16 protein-coding genes and 1 pseudogene are annotated in these 17,623 nt (G+C 59.4%); 13 read left to right on the top strand and 4 right to left on the bottom strand.

Features of this window, described 5'->3' with window-relative positions; all coding sequences use genetic code 11:
• The first annotated feature begins 48 nt into the window (after positions 1 to 48).
• From FIU86_RS20360 to FIU86_RS20345, 4 genes are all read left to right on the top strand, one after another.
• Positions 49 to 240 (top strand): hypothetical protein, encoded by a 192-nt coding sequence (locus tag FIU86_RS20360; protein ID WP_144435627.1) that lies wholly within the window; start codon positions 49 to 51, stop codon positions 238 to 240.
• A 179-nt stretch (positions 241 to 419) separates the two neighbouring features.
• Entirely contained in the window at positions 420 to 848 is a 429-nt protein-coding gene (locus tag FIU86_RS20355) for a helix-turn-helix domain-containing protein (RefSeq protein WP_057796592.1), read from the top strand.
• Between the two features lie 616 nt (positions 849 to 1,464).
• Complete coding sequence (locus FIU86_RS20350; RefSeq protein ID WP_057796593.1) at positions 1,465 to 2,235, top strand: transglutaminase family protein; 771 nt, start codon at positions 1,465 to 1,467, stop codon at positions 2,233 to 2,235.
• Complete coding sequence (locus tag FIU86_RS20345) at positions 2,225 to 3,157, top strand: cation diffusion facilitator family transporter (RefSeq protein WP_057796594.1); 933 nt, start codon at positions 2,225 to 2,227, stop codon at positions 3,155 to 3,157. The genes FIU86_RS20350 and FIU86_RS20345 overlap by 11 nt, the downstream gene beginning before the upstream one ends.
• 544 nt (positions 3,158 to 3,701) lie before the next feature.
• Here the strand turns inward: FIU86_RS20345 and FIU86_RS20335 are convergent.
• Positions 3,702 to 4,465 (bottom strand): annotated as a pseudogene (locus tag FIU86_RS20335) (transposase); the annotation flags it as partial.
• 163 nt (positions 4,466 to 4,628) lie between these two features.
• Here FIU86_RS20335 and FIU86_RS20330 point away from each other — a divergent pair.
• Both FIU86_RS20330 and FIU86_RS20325 read left to right on the top strand, forming a co-directional pair.
• Positions 4,629 to 5,201, top strand: coding sequence for a L,D-transpeptidase (locus FIU86_RS20330; protein WP_082631147.1), 573 nt, complete (start codon positions 4,629 to 4,631; stop codon positions 5,199 to 5,201).
• Between the two features lie 130 nt (positions 5,202 to 5,331).
• Positions 5,332 to 6,696, top strand: a complete 1,365-nt coding sequence (locus FIU86_RS20325; RefSeq protein ID WP_152477311.1) for an ISNCY family transposase — start codon at positions 5,332 to 5,334, stop codon at positions 6,694 to 6,696.
• 5 nt (positions 6,697 to 6,701) lie between these two features.
• Here FIU86_RS20325 and FIU86_RS20320 read toward each other — a convergent pair whose 3' ends face one another.
• Positions 6,702 to 7,046: a hypothetical protein gene (locus FIU86_RS20320; protein WP_057795665.1), complete on the bottom strand. Its 345-nt coding sequence runs from the start codon at positions 7,044 to 7,046 to the stop codon at positions 6,702 to 6,704.
• A gap of 318 nt (positions 7,047 to 7,364) precedes the next feature.
• Here FIU86_RS20320 and FIU86_RS22915 point away from each other — a divergent pair, with 318 nt between their 5' ends.
• Complete coding sequence (locus FIU86_RS22915) at positions 7,365 to 7,661, top strand: helix-turn-helix domain-containing protein (protein ID WP_254704044.1); 297 nt, start codon at positions 7,365 to 7,367, stop codon at positions 7,659 to 7,661.
• 521 nt (positions 7,662 to 8,182) lie between these two features.
• On the opposite strand, the gene FIU86_RS20310 is transcribed toward FIU86_RS22915, so the two are convergent.
• Together FIU86_RS20310 and FIU86_RS20305 are read right to left on the bottom strand one after the other, a co-directional pair.
• The gene (locus FIU86_RS20310; protein ID WP_152477310.1) at positions 8,183 to 10,657 is read right to left on the bottom strand and encodes a hypothetical protein; all 2,475 of its coding nucleotides are present in this window, start codon (positions 10,655 to 10,657) and stop codon (positions 8,183 to 8,185) included.
• The gene (locus FIU86_RS20305) at positions 10,654 to 11,382 is read right to left on the bottom strand and encodes a hypothetical protein (RefSeq protein ID WP_172977591.1); all 729 of its coding nucleotides are present in this window, start codon (positions 11,380 to 11,382) and stop codon (positions 10,654 to 10,656) included. Before FIU86_RS20305 ends, FIU86_RS20310 begins: the two co-directional genes overlap by 4 nt.
• Positions 11,383 to 11,523: 141 nt before the next feature.
• Between FIU86_RS20305 and FIU86_RS20300 the strand changes: the two genes are divergently transcribed.
• The 6 genes from FIU86_RS20300 to FIU86_RS20275 all read left to right on the top strand — a co-directional run bounded on the left by FIU86_RS20300 (position 11,524) and on the right by FIU86_RS20275 (position 17,338).
• Positions 11,524 to 12,459: a helix-turn-helix transcriptional regulator gene (locus FIU86_RS20300; protein WP_172977590.1), complete on the top strand. Its 936-nt coding sequence runs from the start codon at positions 11,524 to 11,526 to the stop codon at positions 12,457 to 12,459.
• 92 nt (positions 12,460 to 12,551) lie between these two features.
• Entirely contained in the window at positions 12,552 to 13,334 is a 783-nt protein-coding gene (locus tag FIU86_RS20295) for a hypothetical protein (RefSeq protein WP_152477307.1), read from the top strand.
• Positions 13,335 to 13,336: 2 nt separating this feature from the next.
• The gene (locus FIU86_RS22910) at positions 13,337 to 14,701 is read left to right on the top strand and encodes a VWA domain-containing protein (RefSeq protein WP_152477306.1); all 1,365 of its coding nucleotides are present in this window, start codon (positions 13,337 to 13,339) and stop codon (positions 14,699 to 14,701) included.
• A 21-nt stretch (positions 14,702 to 14,722) separates the two neighbouring features.
• Positions 14,723 to 15,538: a hypothetical protein gene (locus tag FIU86_RS20285; protein ID WP_152477305.1), complete on the top strand. Its 816-nt coding sequence runs from the start codon at positions 14,723 to 14,725 to the stop codon at positions 15,536 to 15,538.
• Between the two features lie 132 nt (positions 15,539 to 15,670).
• Positions 15,671 to 16,666: a hypothetical protein gene (locus FIU86_RS20280; protein ID WP_152477304.1), complete on the top strand. Its 996-nt coding sequence runs from the start codon at positions 15,671 to 15,673 to the stop codon at positions 16,664 to 16,666.
• A 96-nt stretch (positions 16,667 to 16,762) separates the two neighbouring features.
• On the top strand, positions 16,763 to 17,338 hold the full coding sequence (locus tag FIU86_RS20275; RefSeq protein ID WP_152477303.1) for a hypothetical protein: 576 nt from the start codon (positions 16,763 to 16,765) through the stop codon (positions 17,336 to 17,338).
• The last annotated feature ends 285 nt before the right edge of the window (positions 17,339 to 17,623 follow it).

Below are 17,623 nucleotides of genomic sequence, written 5' to 3'. Positions count from 1 at the left end.
CTGACGCCTTGCGATGCCTTCAACCTGTCAAGCAGGGAGCATAGCCAATTGTCCAACCGACTGGTCAACAGCGATGCCTGTTCGGGCTTCGTGCAAAACAGCAGTTCTTTCGAATACAGATTTGGCCCGCGTCCCATGATGCCGCAGTTATTGGCTAGTGCCTTGCAAAAATTGATCCTGTTCCGGATCCTCACCACGCGCCAAGACCCCAAAATAAACTCTGAAGACTTGAAAATCTAGCGCTACTCCTTGAGTTCCGATTCTTGATATCTAACATGCGTACATCCTCTAGCCGCTGTAGGTGCAAGCATCATTGGCACTTCTCGATTGGTCACTCACCGGTCTGCGAGACCCAGTTGGAGCTTGCGATACGCGCCGCGTAAATCTACACTGACTGTAGGTAACATGGGGAACCTGCAATGCTGACAATAGGGACGCTCGCGAAGAAGACTGGAACGAAAGTGCAGACCATCAGATACTACGAGCAGATCGGCCTTATGCCTGAACCCGGCAGGTCCCAAGGCGGCCAACGGCGCTATGGCCTCGACGAACTCGACCGTCTATCTTTCGTCCGGCACGCACGGCAACTAGGATTTTCTCTGGACGCGATCCGTGAACTCCTCGATCTCAGCGATCATCCGGAAAAGTCCTGCGCGGAAGCCGATGCAATCGCCCGCCGGCAGCTAAAGCAAGTCGAGCAAAGATTAGCCCGTCTAGAGGCTCTTCGTACTGAATTAAAAAGAATGGTGCGCGAATGCAGCGGCGGGCAAATGTCGGATTGTCGCGTGCTGGAGGTGCTTCGAGACCATTCCGAGTGCTTAACCGATCACCAAGAAATTGGCGCTTGATATTCCCGCCGCAAAAGCCCATCCGCTAACGATTTTGGCCTGAATTTTAGGTTGTTTTACGACGTGCGCTTGAGTGCTACTTGGGGGTTCGACACTTGAAAATTTTACTGAGCGCGTGCAACACGCTAGTTGGATGGCAGCTAGCAAAGATGGTGTTCGGCGAGGAGCTATTTGACGCTCGATCTGCTGGTGCAGGAACCGCTGACACCCACGGCATCTGGAAGAACTGCTCCGCGACCTGTTGACCGTTATTTAGCATGCGGCTGACGCGAAAAAGGCCTGCAGGGGGGTATACTGTCCAGCCCTTGTGTGGGGCCGAGAAGTGGAAGACTTTGCAGCTGCACAGGCCAGCATCAATAGTTGAAAAAGTCGAACGGTCCTGAACCTCCCCCTCTAAATTGGTCCACCGTTATGTTTAGGAAACGGAGGACAGAGAATGGCAAACAAGTGACACAAGCCCGACGAAATAGTTCAGCTGTTGCGGCAGGTTGACGTTCTTGTCGGAAAAGGGATGCCGCGTGCGGATGCGATCCACGAGGTGCGCATAGGTTTGGGGTTGAAGCTATAGCCACTGTAGCAACTATTATTCCCGACATGTTAGTCTTGGAGAGATTCTATGACGAAGGTCGAGCCTTATCTAAAAAAAACGCGATTGCTGAATTATGACGCAACTTCAATTCGGCAGTTGACCAACGGCCGCCACTGGAAAGCTCTTGCAGAACATGATCGCATTGGCGCTGCCTACAACTTCGTCAGGGACGAAATTGCCTTTGGTTATAACCGTTCTGACGACATTCAAGCCTCCGAGGTGCTGGAGGATGGCTACGGTCAGTGCAACACCAAGGGTACACTCCTCATGGCTTTGCTTCGCAGTGTCGGCATACGTTGCAGGCTTCATGGGTTTACCATTCACAAGGCACTTCAGAGGGGCATCGTGCCAGAACTTGTCTACCCGCTCGCACCTTCTGAAATTTTACATTCTTGGGTCGAGGTCGAAACAGTTGAGGGTTGGGTAAATCTTGAGGGTTTCATTCTAGACACTTCTTTTTTGCAAACGCTTCAACGGAAATTCGGCGATGAGGAGGCGCTATGCGGTTTCGGTGTTGCGACGGAATGCCTGAGTGCACCGCCTATCGGTTGGAACGGTACCGACACTTACATCCAGGACAATGGTATTGTCCGTGATCTAGGCACGTTCGATGAGCCAGACGAGTTTTTCTCAGAGTATCGTCAAGACTTCGGTTTTTTGCGCAACTGGCTCTTTCGCCGCTTCATACGGCACTGGATGAACGCGCGAGTACGTGCGATTCGGAGCGGAAAACTACCAAGAGACTCCCAGTCCAGTCGACGAAATCACAGTCACGAGGAGGCAGACCGTGCCGCATGATCACGGCCACGCGCAAACTGACCCAGCAACAGGCGACCGACGCGTATTTATTGCCATCTGGGCTAATGGCCTTCTGACATTCGCGCAGATTATCGGCGGGATACTATCCGGAAGCCTCGCGTTGATTGCGGATGCGCTGCACAATTTCTCAGACATGGCATCGTTGGTTATTGCCTTCGCCGCGCGAAAGATTGCTCGTCGGCCCGCAGACGATCGCATGACATTCGGCTACGGAAGAGTCGAGATCGTCGCGGCTTTAATCAACTATACAACCCTTATCTTGATTGGATTGTATCTCATCTATGAAGGTGGCATACGTTTGATTGATCCCACAGAAGTCCAAGGCTGGACAGTGGTAGTTCTGGGTGGTGTGGCACTGGTGGTCGACACTTTGACAGCGCTGCTCACCTATTCGATGCAAAAGGGCAGCGTGAACATTCGTGCGCTCTTTTTGCACAACCTGTCCGACGCCTTGGCTTCTGTAGCGGTAGTCATTGGCGGCTCTTTAATCATTATTTACGACATGCGATGGGTCGATCCGGCGATCACCATCGGCATCGCTTTTTATATCCTCTATCTGGCTATTATCGAGATAGGCGAACCTATCCGGACATTGATGCTCGGTAGCCCACCCAGCATCGACAACAACGCTGTCCTCGAGGCTTTGCGGAGTGCGGAAGGTGTCGAGGACGTGCACCATGTTCATTTATGGCAGATGCAAGAGCACGAAGTGGCACTCGATTGTCACATCGTTTTGACGGCAGATGGATGGAGCAAGACAGAAAATGTCAAGGCCACACTCAAAAGCCTTCTGAGAGGTGATTTTGGCATTCGTCATTCTAGCCTGGAGTTCGAGCATGTGGATCGCGCACATAAAAACGCCGCCCTTTATGGCCACGGCAACGTCGCAGAAGCAGAGTAGATTAAGAGTCACCGAAACGCACGTAACTGGGACGGATTTCTTAGTTTCCGCCGAAGTTGGCACGCGGGTCAAAAACGAATTGTGCCGGTTCTTGTGACCTCAGACCCGACTCTCCCGCGTCTCTGTGAGACCCTTGATCCGCCTCTCGACGGCATCCAAATCCGTTCGCCGGGCACGTGTCAAAGCAGATGGCCCCTTCAGACTTCCGGATCGACACACTTCAAACTACGTACATCCCGGTAACAACCTCGCGTAAACAGCGAGGCTGCAAAGCTTTCGGCCAATGACATCCTGAAGCTTTTTCGATCCAGTGTCAGGTCCGTCACGATCTTCTTCAGGCGGGTGTTTTCGTGCTCAAGTGCCTTCAACCGGCGCATCTCTGTAACCGCCGGACGTAATTTGCCCAAAACCGCCGTTTGAATTTTCCCCGGACGTAAGGGTCAGGGCCAATTCCGAACCTCATATATTCGGAATTGGCGCTGACCCGGGACACAGGCCTGATGCTCCGAACAGAAAGCGCCGGGGGCAGGCAGGTGAAGGGACTGAGGGAGATCGTGGTGGCGTCGCCGTGCAGGCGCTCGGGCGCCAGAGAATGGGTCCGGATCAGGGCGTGGATCGGCTCGAGCGCGGCAGCACAGGCCCCGACCTTATCATCCAGGGTCGATAGACTGAGATCTACACCCTGCCAGGCGTAGCGCTCGGCCTAGCGGATGAGCGGTTGGTGCGGTCGGAACTTCTCGAACAGAACCATCGCCGGCAGGTTCGGCTCAGCCCATACCCATGGCGTCGGATGGAATGGGGCGGGTAGCTGATTGATCTTCTCGCGGACGGTCCGGGCCACCTTCCATTGCCGGGGGATGACCTCAAGCGTCTCGGTGATGCCTTCGCCCAATTTCACGATGCGGTCCGACCCGCAGAAGGAGCAGGTGGTAGGCGCTTCGATGACCATGCGCTCGCGCGGTAGATGGTTCAGTGAATGCTTGCGCGTCGGGCGTCGGCGTTCGAGGCCGTCGACGGTCGAGGTCTTCGCCACATTCAGGGCTTCAATCTCGTCTTCGGTGGTGGCCGCCTCGAGCTCTTCGAGCTGCAGCTCCAACTGGTCGATCAGCCGGGCTCGGCGTTCCGAGCTGTGGCCAAATTGCTCTCTCCTGAGTTTGGCGAGTCCAGCTTCAGATGCTTGATCATCGCTTTCGAGGTCGAGACCACGGCCCAGATCTACGCCAGCTCGCTCCCGGCAGCCTCGGCGCGGGGCTCCGAAGCGGCAAGCGCGGCGTACAGCCTGGCGATCTCGGTGGCGGCATCTGGCATGGCTAAAGCGTACCGTGCGAGCAAGTATACTCCCAAAAATATGGGTTTGGAGGCGGCCTATCCGGCTTTTTTCGTGCTCAAACTCACGTTTTCTTGAGTTGAACCTAAAGCAACTAGAGCATGCAAAACTGTCTTATGGAAGCGGCAAAGGAACGCTTAAGAAATGGTACGATTCCTCAATAGAAGAATGGCTTTGCGTTCGATCATGGGAGCTGGATTATCAATTTCGGCCGGCCCCGGCTTGTCTCAGAACAATGCAGAGCCGGATACAGTTAAACGGAATATCTCTTCATTTTCGATAGACGAGTGGCAAGATCACTTCGACAATCTTCAGAACGGAGCGATATTGTGCGATACGGTTTCCAGAGCGCTGCAGTTCTGGTCTGAAGACGAAAGCATTTACAAACTTTATCCAACGAGCGTACCCATGAGCGAAGAGCTCACACGCCGCGGGTATACTCGCGTAGTCTACAAGGATCCTGCGCCCGATTGGCGACCAACACCTTCAATGCTTGAGCGCGACCCAACCTTACCAAAATATGTGGCGCCAGGGCCAGAGAATCCGCTAGGTATCAGGGCGCTGCGTCTTAGTTGGCAATATTATAGAATCCATGGCACCCAAGACACACGAAAAATTGGCAGGAGGTCCTCCAGCGGATGCATTGGTCTTTATAACGAACATATCGTGGAATTGTTTGATTTAGCCAAAGTCGGCACGCAGGTAAAAATAATCTAACTTGCATCTCTGAAATTAACATAAGATACATTATGCGCCATTAAATTGTGTAGCCGCAAAGCTAAAATGTCACCCATGAGCAATTCAGGAATGTCACTCTGCCCTCAAAAATCATTGAGGGTGAGCAGACATGGGATGGGTGGTTATGAGCGAGCGCGAGTTGAACCGCGTGGAAGTGCTGGCGCAGGTCGATGACGGACGGCTGAGCGTTGATAATGCGGCGAACATGTTGAGCCTGACACGGCGGCAGATTTTCCGATTGTTAAAGCGATATCGGCAGGACGGCGCATCAGCGATCCGGCACAAGGCGCGTGGTAAGCCGCCAAACAATCGCATTCATCATGCCAAGCGCGACTATGCGCTGACCTTGATCAAGGAACAGTATTCGGATTTCGGGCCGACCTTGGCCGCTGAGATGCTGTCCGAACAACATGGGTTCAAAGTATCCCGCGAGACAGTTCGCAAATGGATGCAGGAAGACGGCATCTGGCTGTCGCGCAAACAACGGCGGACATTCCACCAGCCGCGTCTACGTAGGGAGTGCTTTGGCGAGCTGATCCAGATCGACGGGTCTGACCACCGATGGTTTGAGGATCGGGGCGATCCCTGCACCCTGCTCGTCTTCATTGATGACGCGACCAGCACGCTGATGGAACTGCGCTTCGTGAAGTCAGAAAGCACCTTCAGCTATTTCGAAGCCCTGGAAAGCTATCTGCTCAAACATGGTCGGCCTGTCGCTTTCTACAGCGACAAACACACCGTTTTCCGCGTTCCAAAGCCGAACGAACACATGACAGGCATGACGCAGTTTGGGCGCGCTCTGGCCGAGCTGAACATCGAGATCATCTGTGCCAATTCTTCCCAAGCCAAAGGCCGCGTCGAACGCGCGAACCGGACACTGCAAGATCGACTAGTCAAGGAGCTGCGGATCGCAGGCATCTCGGGCATTGAAGATGGCAACGCGTTCCTTGTGGGTTTCGTTGAACGCTACAACGCCAAGTTTGCAAAGGCTCCGGCCACACCAGACAACCTGCACCGCGCCCTGAACATAGAACCGGATCGCCTCGCCGAGGTCTTTTGCCTTCGGGAAAAACGCTATGTCACCAAGGATTTGACCCTGAAGTACGACCGCAAGCGCATCCGGCTCGAGGTCAACGATCTGACGCGCGGTCTCGTCGGCAAGTACGTGGATGTCTACGAGATGCCAGACGGGCGCATTCAGGTCCGCGCAAAAGGCGTTGCCCTGCCCTGCGCCATCTTCGATCCGCACCAACAGCGCGTCACGCACGCCGCGATAACCGAGAACAAGCATCTGAGCGCCGTTCTGGCACACATCAAAGAAGAACAGGAGAAGGCAGCGCCACCGCCAAAGGTCAAACCTGTCAGCGCGAAGAACGGCTACAAAAAGACTGGCCGCCGCCCGCCTGGAAGGCCTTCCAAGATGGAAGCGTACTACGAGCGCAGGCGTGCCGAGAGAGCAGCTCAAAGCCAATAAATGTGTTACGACCGGCTTGCGATCATCTCGGCGAGTTTCTCAATCTCGAGGTTTGTCTTGTAATTTGCTTCCGCCAACTTCACGACAGTTTCTTCAATCTCGTTGTCAGAAATCGCAGCGTCTTGGGCTGCATCAGCGAGCTCGCTAAATTGGTCCGGCCCCACGTTGAAGACACTCCGGCGACCGATGTGATCTATGTAGCTGGTGAAACCAGTCTGCTGCAGAACAGAAGCAACACGCTCAAGGCTGCCAGAGCAAAGATTGTCGAAAGTCAAAATCTCGCCCTTCTCCGCGTGCATCTCCGGTCGGTACCAATTCTCATAGATGCAACGCGCCAGAGCGAGCAACATGCCGCGTCTTGAGTATTCAGGTTTGGGAAGCCAGGGAGGATAATCCATGGCCGAAGCCTATGCATCCAGACCTAATGTATCAACCGTTCAGGGATATGACCGATACCTTCGGGATGGTAGCCCGCAAGGCTTTTCAGCCCTGCGATATTTGAGGTCTCCGGGCTGCAAAGCCTTGCTCCCGTAGCGCCCTGTGGTGACACTTCTGCTTTGCACAAGCAGTGACATTTCTACTTGGTTGCAACAAAATTGTACCCGGGGCACATTCTAAACTGGGTTGCGACAAATCCCCTATCTTGCTGAAAATCAAGGAGAACGGACATGGCCCACACAGAGCTGAATTTGCGCGAACGACGCACGATTGAGGACATGCTGAATGCAAAGCGCTCAATTGATGAGATCGCGATCGAGATCAGCAGGCATCGCTCAACTGTCTATCGCGAGATCAACCGCAATCGTTTTGAAGACACCGAGCTGCCGGAGCTGAACGGTTACTACGGCATCCATACTCAGCACATAGCCAACGGCCGTCGTGCGCGCCGTCGCAAGCTATTGCGCTTGTCCGCTCTGCGAGAAGCTGTGATCGACCGCCTCAAGGAAGGTTGGTCTCCTGAGTAGATCGCCGGCCGCCTTTGGTTCGAAGGCCGGCCAGTCCGCATCAGTCACGAAACCATCTACGCGCATGTCTACAGTCGTGAAAGCCAATCCGACGCGCTGGCGCGGTATCTTCCCAGCCGCCGCAAGAAACGCAAGCCACGAGACGCTAGACGGCCACGGGGCCTTGTGTTTCCGCCGGATCGCTCAGTCCATGAACGCCCAGAACACGTGAACACGCGTGAGATTTTTTGTGATTGGGAAGGCGACCTGATGATCTTTGAACGCTCGGGCACATTTTAAACTGAATTGCGCCAAGACATCGCTCACCCTTCAGCTTGGGACGACGATGTCTCTGACATCGCGATGGTTAATGCAACGGACCGCTCGCACCGGATTTATACACTACACCATAGCCTTGATTACGCGGATGTTTTCCGACGGTGCTTAGTTATGAGTTTCGCAGAAAAGCGGGAACGTGCGGATGTCGATGACAGGCCTAGCCGACGCTTCGCGCATCAGAGATGTGTCGGGACCGATTGCTTTCACTCTTGCCCCCTGCGCGCCGTGGGGAAGAAATCGCCTGCCCGCAGGAGCCGCGTCGATCTGGTCGGGATCGCGATCGCGAACTCTCCGGCAGCGCGCACGGGTGTGCCGGTTTCGGTACCCTCCTGCTCGAACGTATCTTCGGTGCCCGAGCGCAGCGAATGGTGCACGTCGTGCTGCAACCCGGTTCCGGCCACCAGGAAATGCCCTTCGATCCGGCCTTCTGTGACTTCGGTAATCGTCACCGTCCCGGCGATCACTTGCGGAAATATGGTTTCACTTCGCCCGGTGAAAGCCTCCTGGTACGGGATGAAATCATGGAAATCTCCCTCATACGCCGAGAAAATCGGAAACCAGCCGACGCGCTGAAGACCTGCGAGCTTGGTGGGATAAGTGCGCCCGGCCTCTAGATTCTGCGGGGCGACGGGCAACTCGAGGTGAAGGGTCGCGGTCGCGTTGGGCGGCCAGCCGCCCCACCCCTCATGCGCCACAGCAAACCCGTCGAAACTGCCCATGAGTGTCGGGACCGAAGGCGTATAGAGCGATAGGATCGACGTGTCGCGTCCGTTCCGAGTCGTCAGAGGATCGGCACAGACCTCACCGTGCATCGACCGACCGCCCGCCACGATCGACATGTGGCCGGTCGAATGACCTTCTGGCAATTCCGCCCCCATCATCGCGGGCACCAAGGCCGCGATCGCGTCCGAAGTGCTGTCCTCATCGTCGAATGCCCGGCTGATCTGGTCCACTGCACCCATCATCCGCGGATTGGCGATGGACAGGACATCTTCTGCATTGCAACTGCACCCGCCCACGGACGCGACCCGTGACGGCGCCAGCGCGACTTCGCGCGCGGGCCAAGCATGGCGACGAGGATCGTCAGAGCCGGTCGGCGGCCGGGTCTTGTGCGCCTCGATCACCGCCGTGACGGTCAGCGGGCCGGGCACGCGTGCAGTGATTGTTTTGCCTGAGATCTCGACATTGTCCGAGGCCAGGAAATAGAGGTTTTCGGCTTCGTCCTCGGCGAACCCGACAAGGTCGATTGCCGCCGTCCGTCCAACCTCGATGCAGGTGGGGATTTCGATCTCGACCGGCTCAAACCCGACGCGCAGGATATATCCGAAACTCGTCGCGTCGTCGGGCGTCGGCGGCACGTTTGCGACCCTGACATAGCCGGCATCGAACGTACCGTCCGCAAGGGTCAGGTAACTGTGCTTCAATCCGTCGATAACCTCATGTTCAAAGATTAGCCGCAGATGCTCTGGCTGCGGCGCGCGTTCGACCGAGATTCGAGCGAGCACCAGGCGGTCATGCTCGGCAAGCCTACGGTCGAAATCCAGCGTGGTCCGGTCGAGCAGCGTCGCATCAGCGGCGAATGCCGGAACGCTGCCGCGGATGTCGTGATGATCCGAGACGCTGGCCCCCTGCCGGATTTCGGGCGTCGCAATCTCGGTGAACATCATGTCCTGCTCGGTCTCAAATTGCCGCCAGGTCGGATCGGGCGCCTTCAGGCTCGACCATTTGAACGGCACTTTGGCGCCCCGCGGGACGAGAATGTTCATGCCCGCCAGGTATTTCGGGAAGGCTTCGGGAAAGGCCCACCCCGGCGGCATCCTGTCATAGAGGTAATCCATCCCCGACATTTCGGGATTCGTCATCTTGTCGAACTTCGACAGGTAGCCGACCCAGTCTGGCGATCCGGTGCTCAGGCCGACCGTCAGCAAGAAGTGGTATTTGCCATAGCCATAGGAAAATCCCCGTGCATCCATGCTGTTGTCATAGAAGGGCTTATCGAGACGCATCGCATGAGCGCCTTTCTTGGGAAAGCCGCGCTTGATGTTCCAGGCATTGCCGACGGCACGCGACATGGCCTCGTTCAGCCAGAGTTTGTCGAACGACGGATCGATGCGCGTATGGAGCAGTTCATGCGCTATCGTGCCGCCTGCCTCGTGGCCAAAATAGAAACGGTTGATGTCATAGGCCAGATCGCCAAGCCGTTCCCGCGTCTGCGCGTCCAGTTCCAGAAAGACATTGTTGCGCGTTGGCAAAACGCTGTCCTTGGAAAATACTTTCTTGGCATTGCCGACAGGCAGGGTCAGCGACTTGATGCCGCCGCCGTGGGCGGTCACGTAGCCCGCGGCGCCCGAAATGGCGGACGTTTCGAGCCGGATCAGGCCACGCCCGTCCAGTCGTTCGATGTCCGAGGTCGGAAAGCCCAGAGAGGTCAGCCAGGCATCTGCTCGTTTCGCCATGTCGGCTACGAGATGCGCATAGCCTTCAAGCTGCCGCGCATCGAGCGTATCCTGGTCAGCAGACAAGCAGCCTGCAATCGCTGAATTGCACCTGACGGCAAAGGCTTCGTTGGCCACGGTAAACCCGGTCTCTAGAAGCCCGCCGCCGGTCCTGTCCTGCGCGGACGCCGTCGCCGCCACGAACACGGCAATCGTCGCGAAAATAATACGCCGGGCGCTCATCTGACGCGAAGCTCCAGTTCCATCAGCACGGTCATTTCCGGCACCTGCACATATTGCACCATGTATGCACCGGTTGTTTCGGGCGCATTCAGGGCCATCACGTCGACGCTGCCCCGCTCGGACCACCAGATCCAGCCGGGACCGCCATCTGACAGCGCAACCCTGTCATTGGCGGCATCGGGCACTTCGGGCAGCGTGATCTCGATGGCATCCGCCGGACGGACGGCAATGCCGAGCGGCATGGCGGTCCGCTTGGCCTGCTGCCCCGTCGCCTCGGAACGCTCGGTCTGCGACGGCCGGGACGGCGCGGGCGCGGTCTGCGCATCCGCCGTCGGATCGGGTGCCGGACGCGATGTCCGCGCCCGTGTCCGCGCGATCAGCGCGCTGTTCAAGGGCGACAGCGTCAGGGCCGCCCGCACGGTTTCGCCGTTCCGGATCGTCACACTTTGCTCGGCCGCCGCATCGCTGCCCATCTCCCAGACGGTCACGCGGTATTGCCCCGGCGGCAGATCGAAGCGCATGGAGGGGACCGCGCCATGCTGCTCAGCCAGCAGGAAATCCCCCGTGCTCTCGATCACCCAGCGGGTGTCGCCCGTGGGCGGGTCGAGCGCGAAACTCTCGGGGTCGAGCACGGAGATATCGATTTCAAGAGCCTCCGCCGACGCCGCTTCGGCAGTCAGGCAGACGAGGCCGGTGGCCATCAGGCGGAGAAGGAGAAGCGACATGGAGAGACGATATCTGTCGGCAAAGTCCCCCGGTATAGGGCGGCAGCCCTATGCGATGAGCGGGAATGCACTTTGGGACGCACGTGCGCTGACGCCCCGATCATCTTTCGACATCTGGTGCACATGCCCTATAAGACGATAATGCAACTGAACCTGGCCGACAGCGACCTTGCGACCATCGTCGCCGCACAGCACCACCTGCTGACCGAACGGCTGGACGACGCGGCCCGCGTCAAGCGCATCCTCTCCAACCTCCAGACCTTGGTTGGGGCCGCGCGGGCCTTTGCGGTCTATCCTCTCGGGCAAAGGCTGCAATTCGTCGAGATCGATGTCGGCCCGCAGATCGAGGCGTACCTCGGCGAGGTGTTCAGGGGATTCGACAGCGACGGCAATGTTCTAATGTCCGATGCCGAGTTGGAAGAAATCAACTGCCGCCGCCGCCAGATGGGCGCAGGCGTGCATCACGAGAACCGCCTGAAAGAGCGCGCGCTGATCGAGAACACACGCTTTTTTCGCGAGGCGTTCCAACCCGCCGGTATGCACCACGTGATCGGCCTGACCTGCCCACTGCCCATCGCAGAAGCGGTCTTCGCCTTCGGATTTGAAGGCAATGACGACCCGGGTTTCAGGGGCACGCGCACCGTGGATCTGTTGCGGCTCGTCCTGCCGGCGTTTCAGCAGGGCTTCGCGCAAGCCTTCGACCGGGCCGCCACCGAAGCGGCGCTGTATCGGGCGCTGGACGCCTGTCCCGGCAGCCGTGTCGAAACCAGACCGCCAGAAGACGGCCCGCGCGGCGCGACGTTTCCGGGGCCTGCCTTGCCGGGCGCCGCGACGTCATGGATCGTCTTTGACGACATGCCCGCACGAACCGCGGACAGCATCGCCCGCACGGCGGAAAAGCACGGCCTGACGACGCGGCAGACGCAAGTCATGGAACTGATGCTGAGGGGGCTTTCCTCAGCCGAGATCGCCGGGCAACTCGATATTTCGGCACATACCGCGCGGCGGCATTGCGAGGCAGTGCTGTCGCGCCTGAAACTGCACTCACGCGCTGCACTCTGGACGGCGCTTGTGTGAGCCGACTCGCACGGCGTAGGGCGGTCGCCCTATTCTCCTGCTCTGCAAAGTCGGGCTTCCTGCGGGAAATTTGTTCAAGATGGAGGAGCCGCATGGCCATTCCGAAATCTCGCGACTTTACGATGTTGCCTTTGATCCTCGCCAGCCTTCCGATGGGTGCTCTGGCCCAGACCCAGCCGGTTCCGGGCCAGGCCGAGGGAACGGTGGATGGCGTGCCGTTTTCCGTACCGCTGGACTGCTCGGGCTGGCAAAACGAGATACAGAGGATGGTCTCCAGTGCCGGTGATGATCGGCGCAACAGCGACGAGAACGGCGATGGCTACGTGTTCAGCTTCAGTTACCTCCTGCCCGCGGATCGTGCGAACGGCACGCTCGTCGTGGACGGTCGCGAGCTTCTGATCAATCCCGGTCCTCGTCCCGGTCCCGACGCGCCCGCCTGGGTGGTGGACGACGACAGCGCCCGCTTCTCGGGACCGACCTTCGGGCAGGATAGCGCGCAGGTCGAAGTGACCGTCGATTGCGCCCCGCGCGAGGCCGCCGCACGGGGCTTCACAGGGCGCGTGACCGGCGAGATCGACGGCAAGACCGTCGACGAAGCGCTTTTCTGCGGCGGATGGGACGGCGCGACCGCCATCGAGGCGCGGACAGATGACGCGGCTGCTGCGACTGCCGAGCTTTTCGTCATCCGCGAATCCGGGGAAGGCACCATCGAGATCGAGGCCGAGGGCGAACTCTATCGTCTGGTTGCGGCGCCCATCGCGGGCACCGAATTCGACGTGACCGAAGACCGTGTGCGCTTTTCACAAGAGCTGACATCGCGGCAAACCGGTGAAAGCTACACCGCCGATCTGACCTTCGACTGCACGGGCCGCTGATCATGGGGCAGCTTCGCAGGAAGGGTCTTGCCGCGCTAACGGTCGCGTCCATCGCCACGGCAGCCGCGGCCCAGGACGGCAGCACGACCATCGTGCTCGATGGCTCCGGGTCCATGTGGGGCCAGATCGACGGCGTGGCGAAGATCACCATTGCGCAGGGCGCGCTACGAGAACTCCTGGGCACGATTCCCGAGGACGCGACGCTCGGCCTTGTCGCCTACGGCCACCGCGAGCGCGGGCAATGCGCCGATATCCAGACACTAGTGTCCCCGGATGCCGGGACGCGCGAGCGCATCCTAGCGCAACTGGACGTCATTCAGCCCAAGGGCAAGACGCCGCTTTCCGATGCGGTGCTGCACGCCGCCGAAGGCTTGGTCTACACCGAGGAACGCGCGACGGTCATCTTGATCTCGGACGGAATCGAGACCTGCGATGCCGATCCCTGCGCCGTGGGCCGCAGGCTCGAGGCAACGGGCATCGACTTCACTGCGCATGTCATCGGCTTCGACGTGGATGGCGAAGCGGCGGCGCAACTGGAATGCCTCGCCTCCGAGACGGGCGGCCAGTTCCTTCTAGCCGAGGACGCCGCCGAGCTGTCGGGCGCGCTTCAGCAGGTCGCGGTCGCTCCGCCGCCTCCACCCGTGCCCGTCGCGGTGACGTTTCGCGCGGAGCTGGAGGATACCGGCGCGCCGCTGGATGCGGGATTGGTGTGGCGTGTCGCGCCATCCGGCGACGGCGAGGCGCTTCTGGAAAACGAAGCCGTCGGCATGCCAGTTCTCGAACTTGCCCCCGGAAGCTATACCGTGGGCGCGCTCTGGACCGAAACCGAGGATTTCCGGGAAACGACGTTCCGCGTCGAAGGCGGCATGGACCCGTTCACCGTGTCCGTCAGCTTCGCCGCGCCGCAAGCCACGGCGACCGTCTCGGCCCCCGAGACCGCAGTGGCAGGGTCGGACATCGAGGTGGCGTGGCAAGGGCCGGGCGAGGATCGCGACTATGTCTCCGTCCACACGCCGGGACAGGATGCCTATGTCAACTACAGCTATATCGAGGGCGGCTCGCCCACCTCGTTGCAGATGCCGATCATTCCTGGCCAATACGAGATCCGGTACTACGACGCCGAGCGCGCCGCGCTCGCGACGACCGGGATTGAGGTCGAGCCCGTCGAGGTATCGCTGGCCCCGCCCGCCGAGGCAGAAGTCGGCGCGGCCGTGCCCATCGCCTGGGAAGGACCGGACTACGCGAGTGACTACATCGCGGTGGCCGCGCCGGGCGACAGCGGATACGTCAACTACGCCTATACGCGAAACGGCACGCCCGCGAGCCTCGTAATGCCGGGCACGCCGGGCAAATACGAAGTGCGATAAGTCGCATCGCAGGGCAACACCGTGCTGGCCCGCGCCAAGATCTCCGTGACCGATGCGGCGGCCACAATCACCGCGCCCGACGCCGCGATGGCGGGCAGCGAGATCACTCTTGGCTGGACCGGGCCGGGCAATCAGAGCGACTACATCACAGTTTCCGCGCCGGATGCCGCGTCGGGCAAATACGCAAACTACGCCTATACCCGCGCGCGCGAACTGGCCCTGACGGTGCCGGCCAAACCCGGCGTGTACGAATTGCGCTACATCCTCGGCGAGGGGCAGCAGACTCTGGAGACCCGCACCATCACCCTGACCGAGCCGGTAGCGACGATCGACGCCCCCGAAAACGGGGTGCGGGATACGCGAGTCGAGGTATCGTGGTCGGGACCGGGCGGATCAGGCGATTACCTGAGCCTTGCCCGTTCGGACAGCCCGGACACGAAGTACGAAACCTACGCTTATGTCCGGCACGCCCCAAAGGTGACGCTTGGCCTACCGTCGGAGCCGGGCTCCTACGAACTGCGCTACGTCCTTGGCACCGCGCGAAAGGTGATCGCCCGGCAGCCTTTCGACGTCACCCTGCCCTTCGCGCGTCTCGTGGCACCGGGTTCGGTGCCAGCCGGGGCGTCGGTGCAGGTGGCGTGGCAAGGGCCGGGTGGCGGATCCGACCGGATCGTTCTCGTCCCGGCCGGGACCGACGCGGCGACGACTGCCGACGGGCTTCAAGTCACGTCCGGCAATCCGTTGACGGTCGCGATGCCCGACGCGCCGGGCGCCTACGATCTTCTGTATCTCCAAGGGCAGGATGCGCTGGCACGGCAGCCCATCACCGTCGAATGAGCCTGCCATATCGGGTTCGTGACCCCGTTCGCGACGCGGTAAAGCAAGGACCGAAACAATGCATACGCCCTGGTCCGCGAGAGCAAGCCTGCGGCAACAGATTGAAAGCCAAAAGAATTCAAGGGGAATTATATGTGGGACTTTTCGATGCGCGATGCGCTCGGCCTTATGCGAAAAACCTTTCCTTTCGTGCTGTTTCGAATGTTCGTCTATTTCGCGATCGCCGTCGCCTATGTTGTCGCGACCGGAACCGGCGCCGGCATCGGCTGGGGGATCGGCGCGGCGGGCGACGCGGACTTCCGGGCCCAATCGGTGTTTTGGGGCGGCACCATCGGGTTTGCCGCCACCGCGGGGATCATCCTGTTCCTGCGGCAATACATCCTCTACATCGTGAAGGCCGGACATATCGCCGTCATGGTCGAGGCTCTCGAAGGCCGTGACCTGCCTGTCGGCGGCGCGCAGGTCTCACATGCGCGCAAGATCGTCCAGGACCGCTTCGCCACCGCCAATATACTCTACGGTGTCGACCTGCTGATAAAGGGTGTGTTGCGGGCCGTGACCGGACTTGTCCAGGGTATCGCTAACATGCTGCCCATACCGGGCGTCAATCAGGTGATGGGCATCGTCCGCGCGTTCTTGCGCTTGGCGGTCGGCCTGATCGACGAGGTAATACTGGCCTATCTCATCCGCGAAAAGTCCGAGAATCCGTGGAAGGACGCGCAGACGGCACTGGTGCTCTACGGGCAGAACTACAAGCCGATGCTCGGCAATGCGTTCTGGCTGATGCTCTTCGCCTACGGGCTGAGCGCGCTGGTGTTTCTCGCCATGCTCGCGCCCGCGGCGGCGGTGGTCTACATGATCCCCGGCGCCTGGGCGGCAGGCGGATTCGTCTTCGCGATCTTGTTCGCTTGGGCCTTCAAGGCGGCACTGATCGAACCCTTCGCGATTGCCTGTATGCTTCAGGTCTATTTCGCGAAGATCGAGGGCCAGGCCGCCAATCCCGAATGGGAAGCCAAGCTGTCGGGCATGTCCGGCAAGTTCACCCGGCTGGGCGAGAAGGCGGCCGGCTGGGCCACGCGGAACGCCGCGGATGCGTCACAGGCCGGTCTGGACCCAAGATCGCAATGACGCCCCGCTTCATGTCCATGCAGGGCGCTGGCCAAGACTGGTCCTGGCCTTGAGGCCCTCGCCCGAACGATACGGAACTCCAGATCGGAAATCGCCATGAAAAAGCTTGCACTCGCCCTCTTACTCCTCGCCGCTCCGGCCGCCGCCGACAGCATTTGCGACATCCCGCCCGCACGATGGGAGGCCGAACTGGGTCCGCTGCTCGTCGGGCCCTGGACCTTCGAGAACGGGCCCGGCATCGGGAAAATCGGCACTTTAGTTCGTCCATTGCCCCCGGAACCGGATCAATCAGCCGACGTTCTGCCGCGCGACGAAACCCTCGGAATGCTATTGTATTCGTCGGAAGCGACGTTCTTCTACGACATCACCTTCGCACCCGAGCAGCAATGGAATTTTGGCGGCGCGCCAGAGTCGCCGTTTGCCGATCTCGCCCAGCTGTCTGCCACTGATCTTGCGGGTCTGGCCGGTGACGATTGCGCCATCGACGACCTGCCCCGCGTACTCATGCAGGCCGAGGTCGAGATCGACGGCACCCCAATGGAGACAACCATCCGCCTTTTCATGATAAGTGAGGACATGTTGATCGGGGCCGGATCCTGGAACATGCAGCCCGATGGCGTGCCGATGGAAGGCCGCCGCGTTATGCGGATGACGCGGATCTTTGTCCACTGACGCCTGTTCACCAAGTCGAACTATGCAGAGAAACCCCGGCAATTCACTCAATCGCTAAAACCCTGTCGGTATCTTCAGGCGCTGCTTAAGTCCTGAAATTCGAGAGTCTCAGAATTTCAGATTATATACCCCTAATCTTCCATGAAGCGCCGTCCGGTCGTCTACAAGCGCCGACAATTGACTGCCCTTCCGTCTCCCGTTGGGCGATCCTCTCGCGACACCAGCAGCGCCGGTGGCGCCTTTTTAAATGGCGACCGTGTGAGAACGATGGAGGTATAGGCGAAA

The organism is Roseovarius sp. THAF9, assembly GCF_009363715.1.
In the GTDB taxonomy this organism is placed as follows: Bacteria; Pseudomonadota; Alphaproteobacteria; order Rhodobacterales; family Rhodobacteraceae; genus Roseovarius.
Note: the sequence above shows the minus strand (reverse complement) of the source record. Positions and strands in the feature narration are given on the sequence as shown.

Bases quoted from the DNA above. Each gene is read 5' to 3' on its own strand.
- FIU86_RS20330 (WP_082631147.1), top strand. From the start codon at position 4,629: ATGGTACGATTCCTCAATAGAAGAATGGCTTTGCGTTCGATCATGGGA.
- FIU86_RS20325 (WP_152477311.1), top strand. From the start codon at position 5,332: ATGGGATGGGTGGTTATGAGCGAGCGCGAGTTGAACCGCGTGGAAGTG.
- FIU86_RS20275 (WP_152477303.1), top strand. From the start codon at position 16,763: ATGAAAAAGCTTGCACTCGCCCTCTTACTCCTCGCCGCTCCGGCCGCC.
- FIU86_RS22915 (WP_254704044.1), top strand. From the start codon at position 7,365: ATGGCCCACACAGAGCTGAATTTGCGCGAACGACGCACGATTGAGGAC.
- FIU86_RS20305 (WP_172977591.1), bottom strand. From the start codon at position 11,382: ATGTCGCTTCTCCTTCTCCGCCTGATGGCCACCGGCCTCGTCTGCCTG.
- FIU86_RS20350 (WP_057796593.1), top strand. From the start codon at position 1,465: ATGACGAAGGTCGAGCCTTATCTAAAAAAAACGCGATTGCTGAATTAT.
- FIU86_RS20355 (WP_057796592.1), top strand. From the start codon at position 420: ATGCTGACAATAGGGACGCTCGCGAAGAAGACTGGAACGAAAGTGCAG.
- FIU86_RS20300 (WP_172977590.1), top strand. From the start codon at position 11,524: ATGCAACTGAACCTGGCCGACAGCGACCTTGCGACCATCGTCGCCGCA.
- FIU86_RS20310 (WP_152477310.1), bottom strand. From the start codon at position 10,657: ATGAGCGCCCGGCGTATTATTTTCGCGACGATTGCCGTGTTCGTGGCG.
- FIU86_RS20280 (WP_152477304.1), top strand. From the start codon at position 15,671: ATGTGGGACTTTTCGATGCGCGATGCGCTCGGCCTTATGCGAAAAACC.
- FIU86_RS20320 (WP_057795665.1), bottom strand. From the start codon at position 7,046: ATGTTGCTCGCTCTGGCGCGTTGCATCTATGAGAATTGGTACCGACCG.
- FIU86_RS22910 (WP_152477306.1), top strand. From the start codon at position 13,337: ATGGGGCAGCTTCGCAGGAAGGGTCTTGCCGCGCTAACGGTCGCGTCC.
- FIU86_RS20295 (WP_152477307.1), top strand. From the start codon at position 12,552: ATGGCCATTCCGAAATCTCGCGACTTTACGATGTTGCCTTTGATCCTC.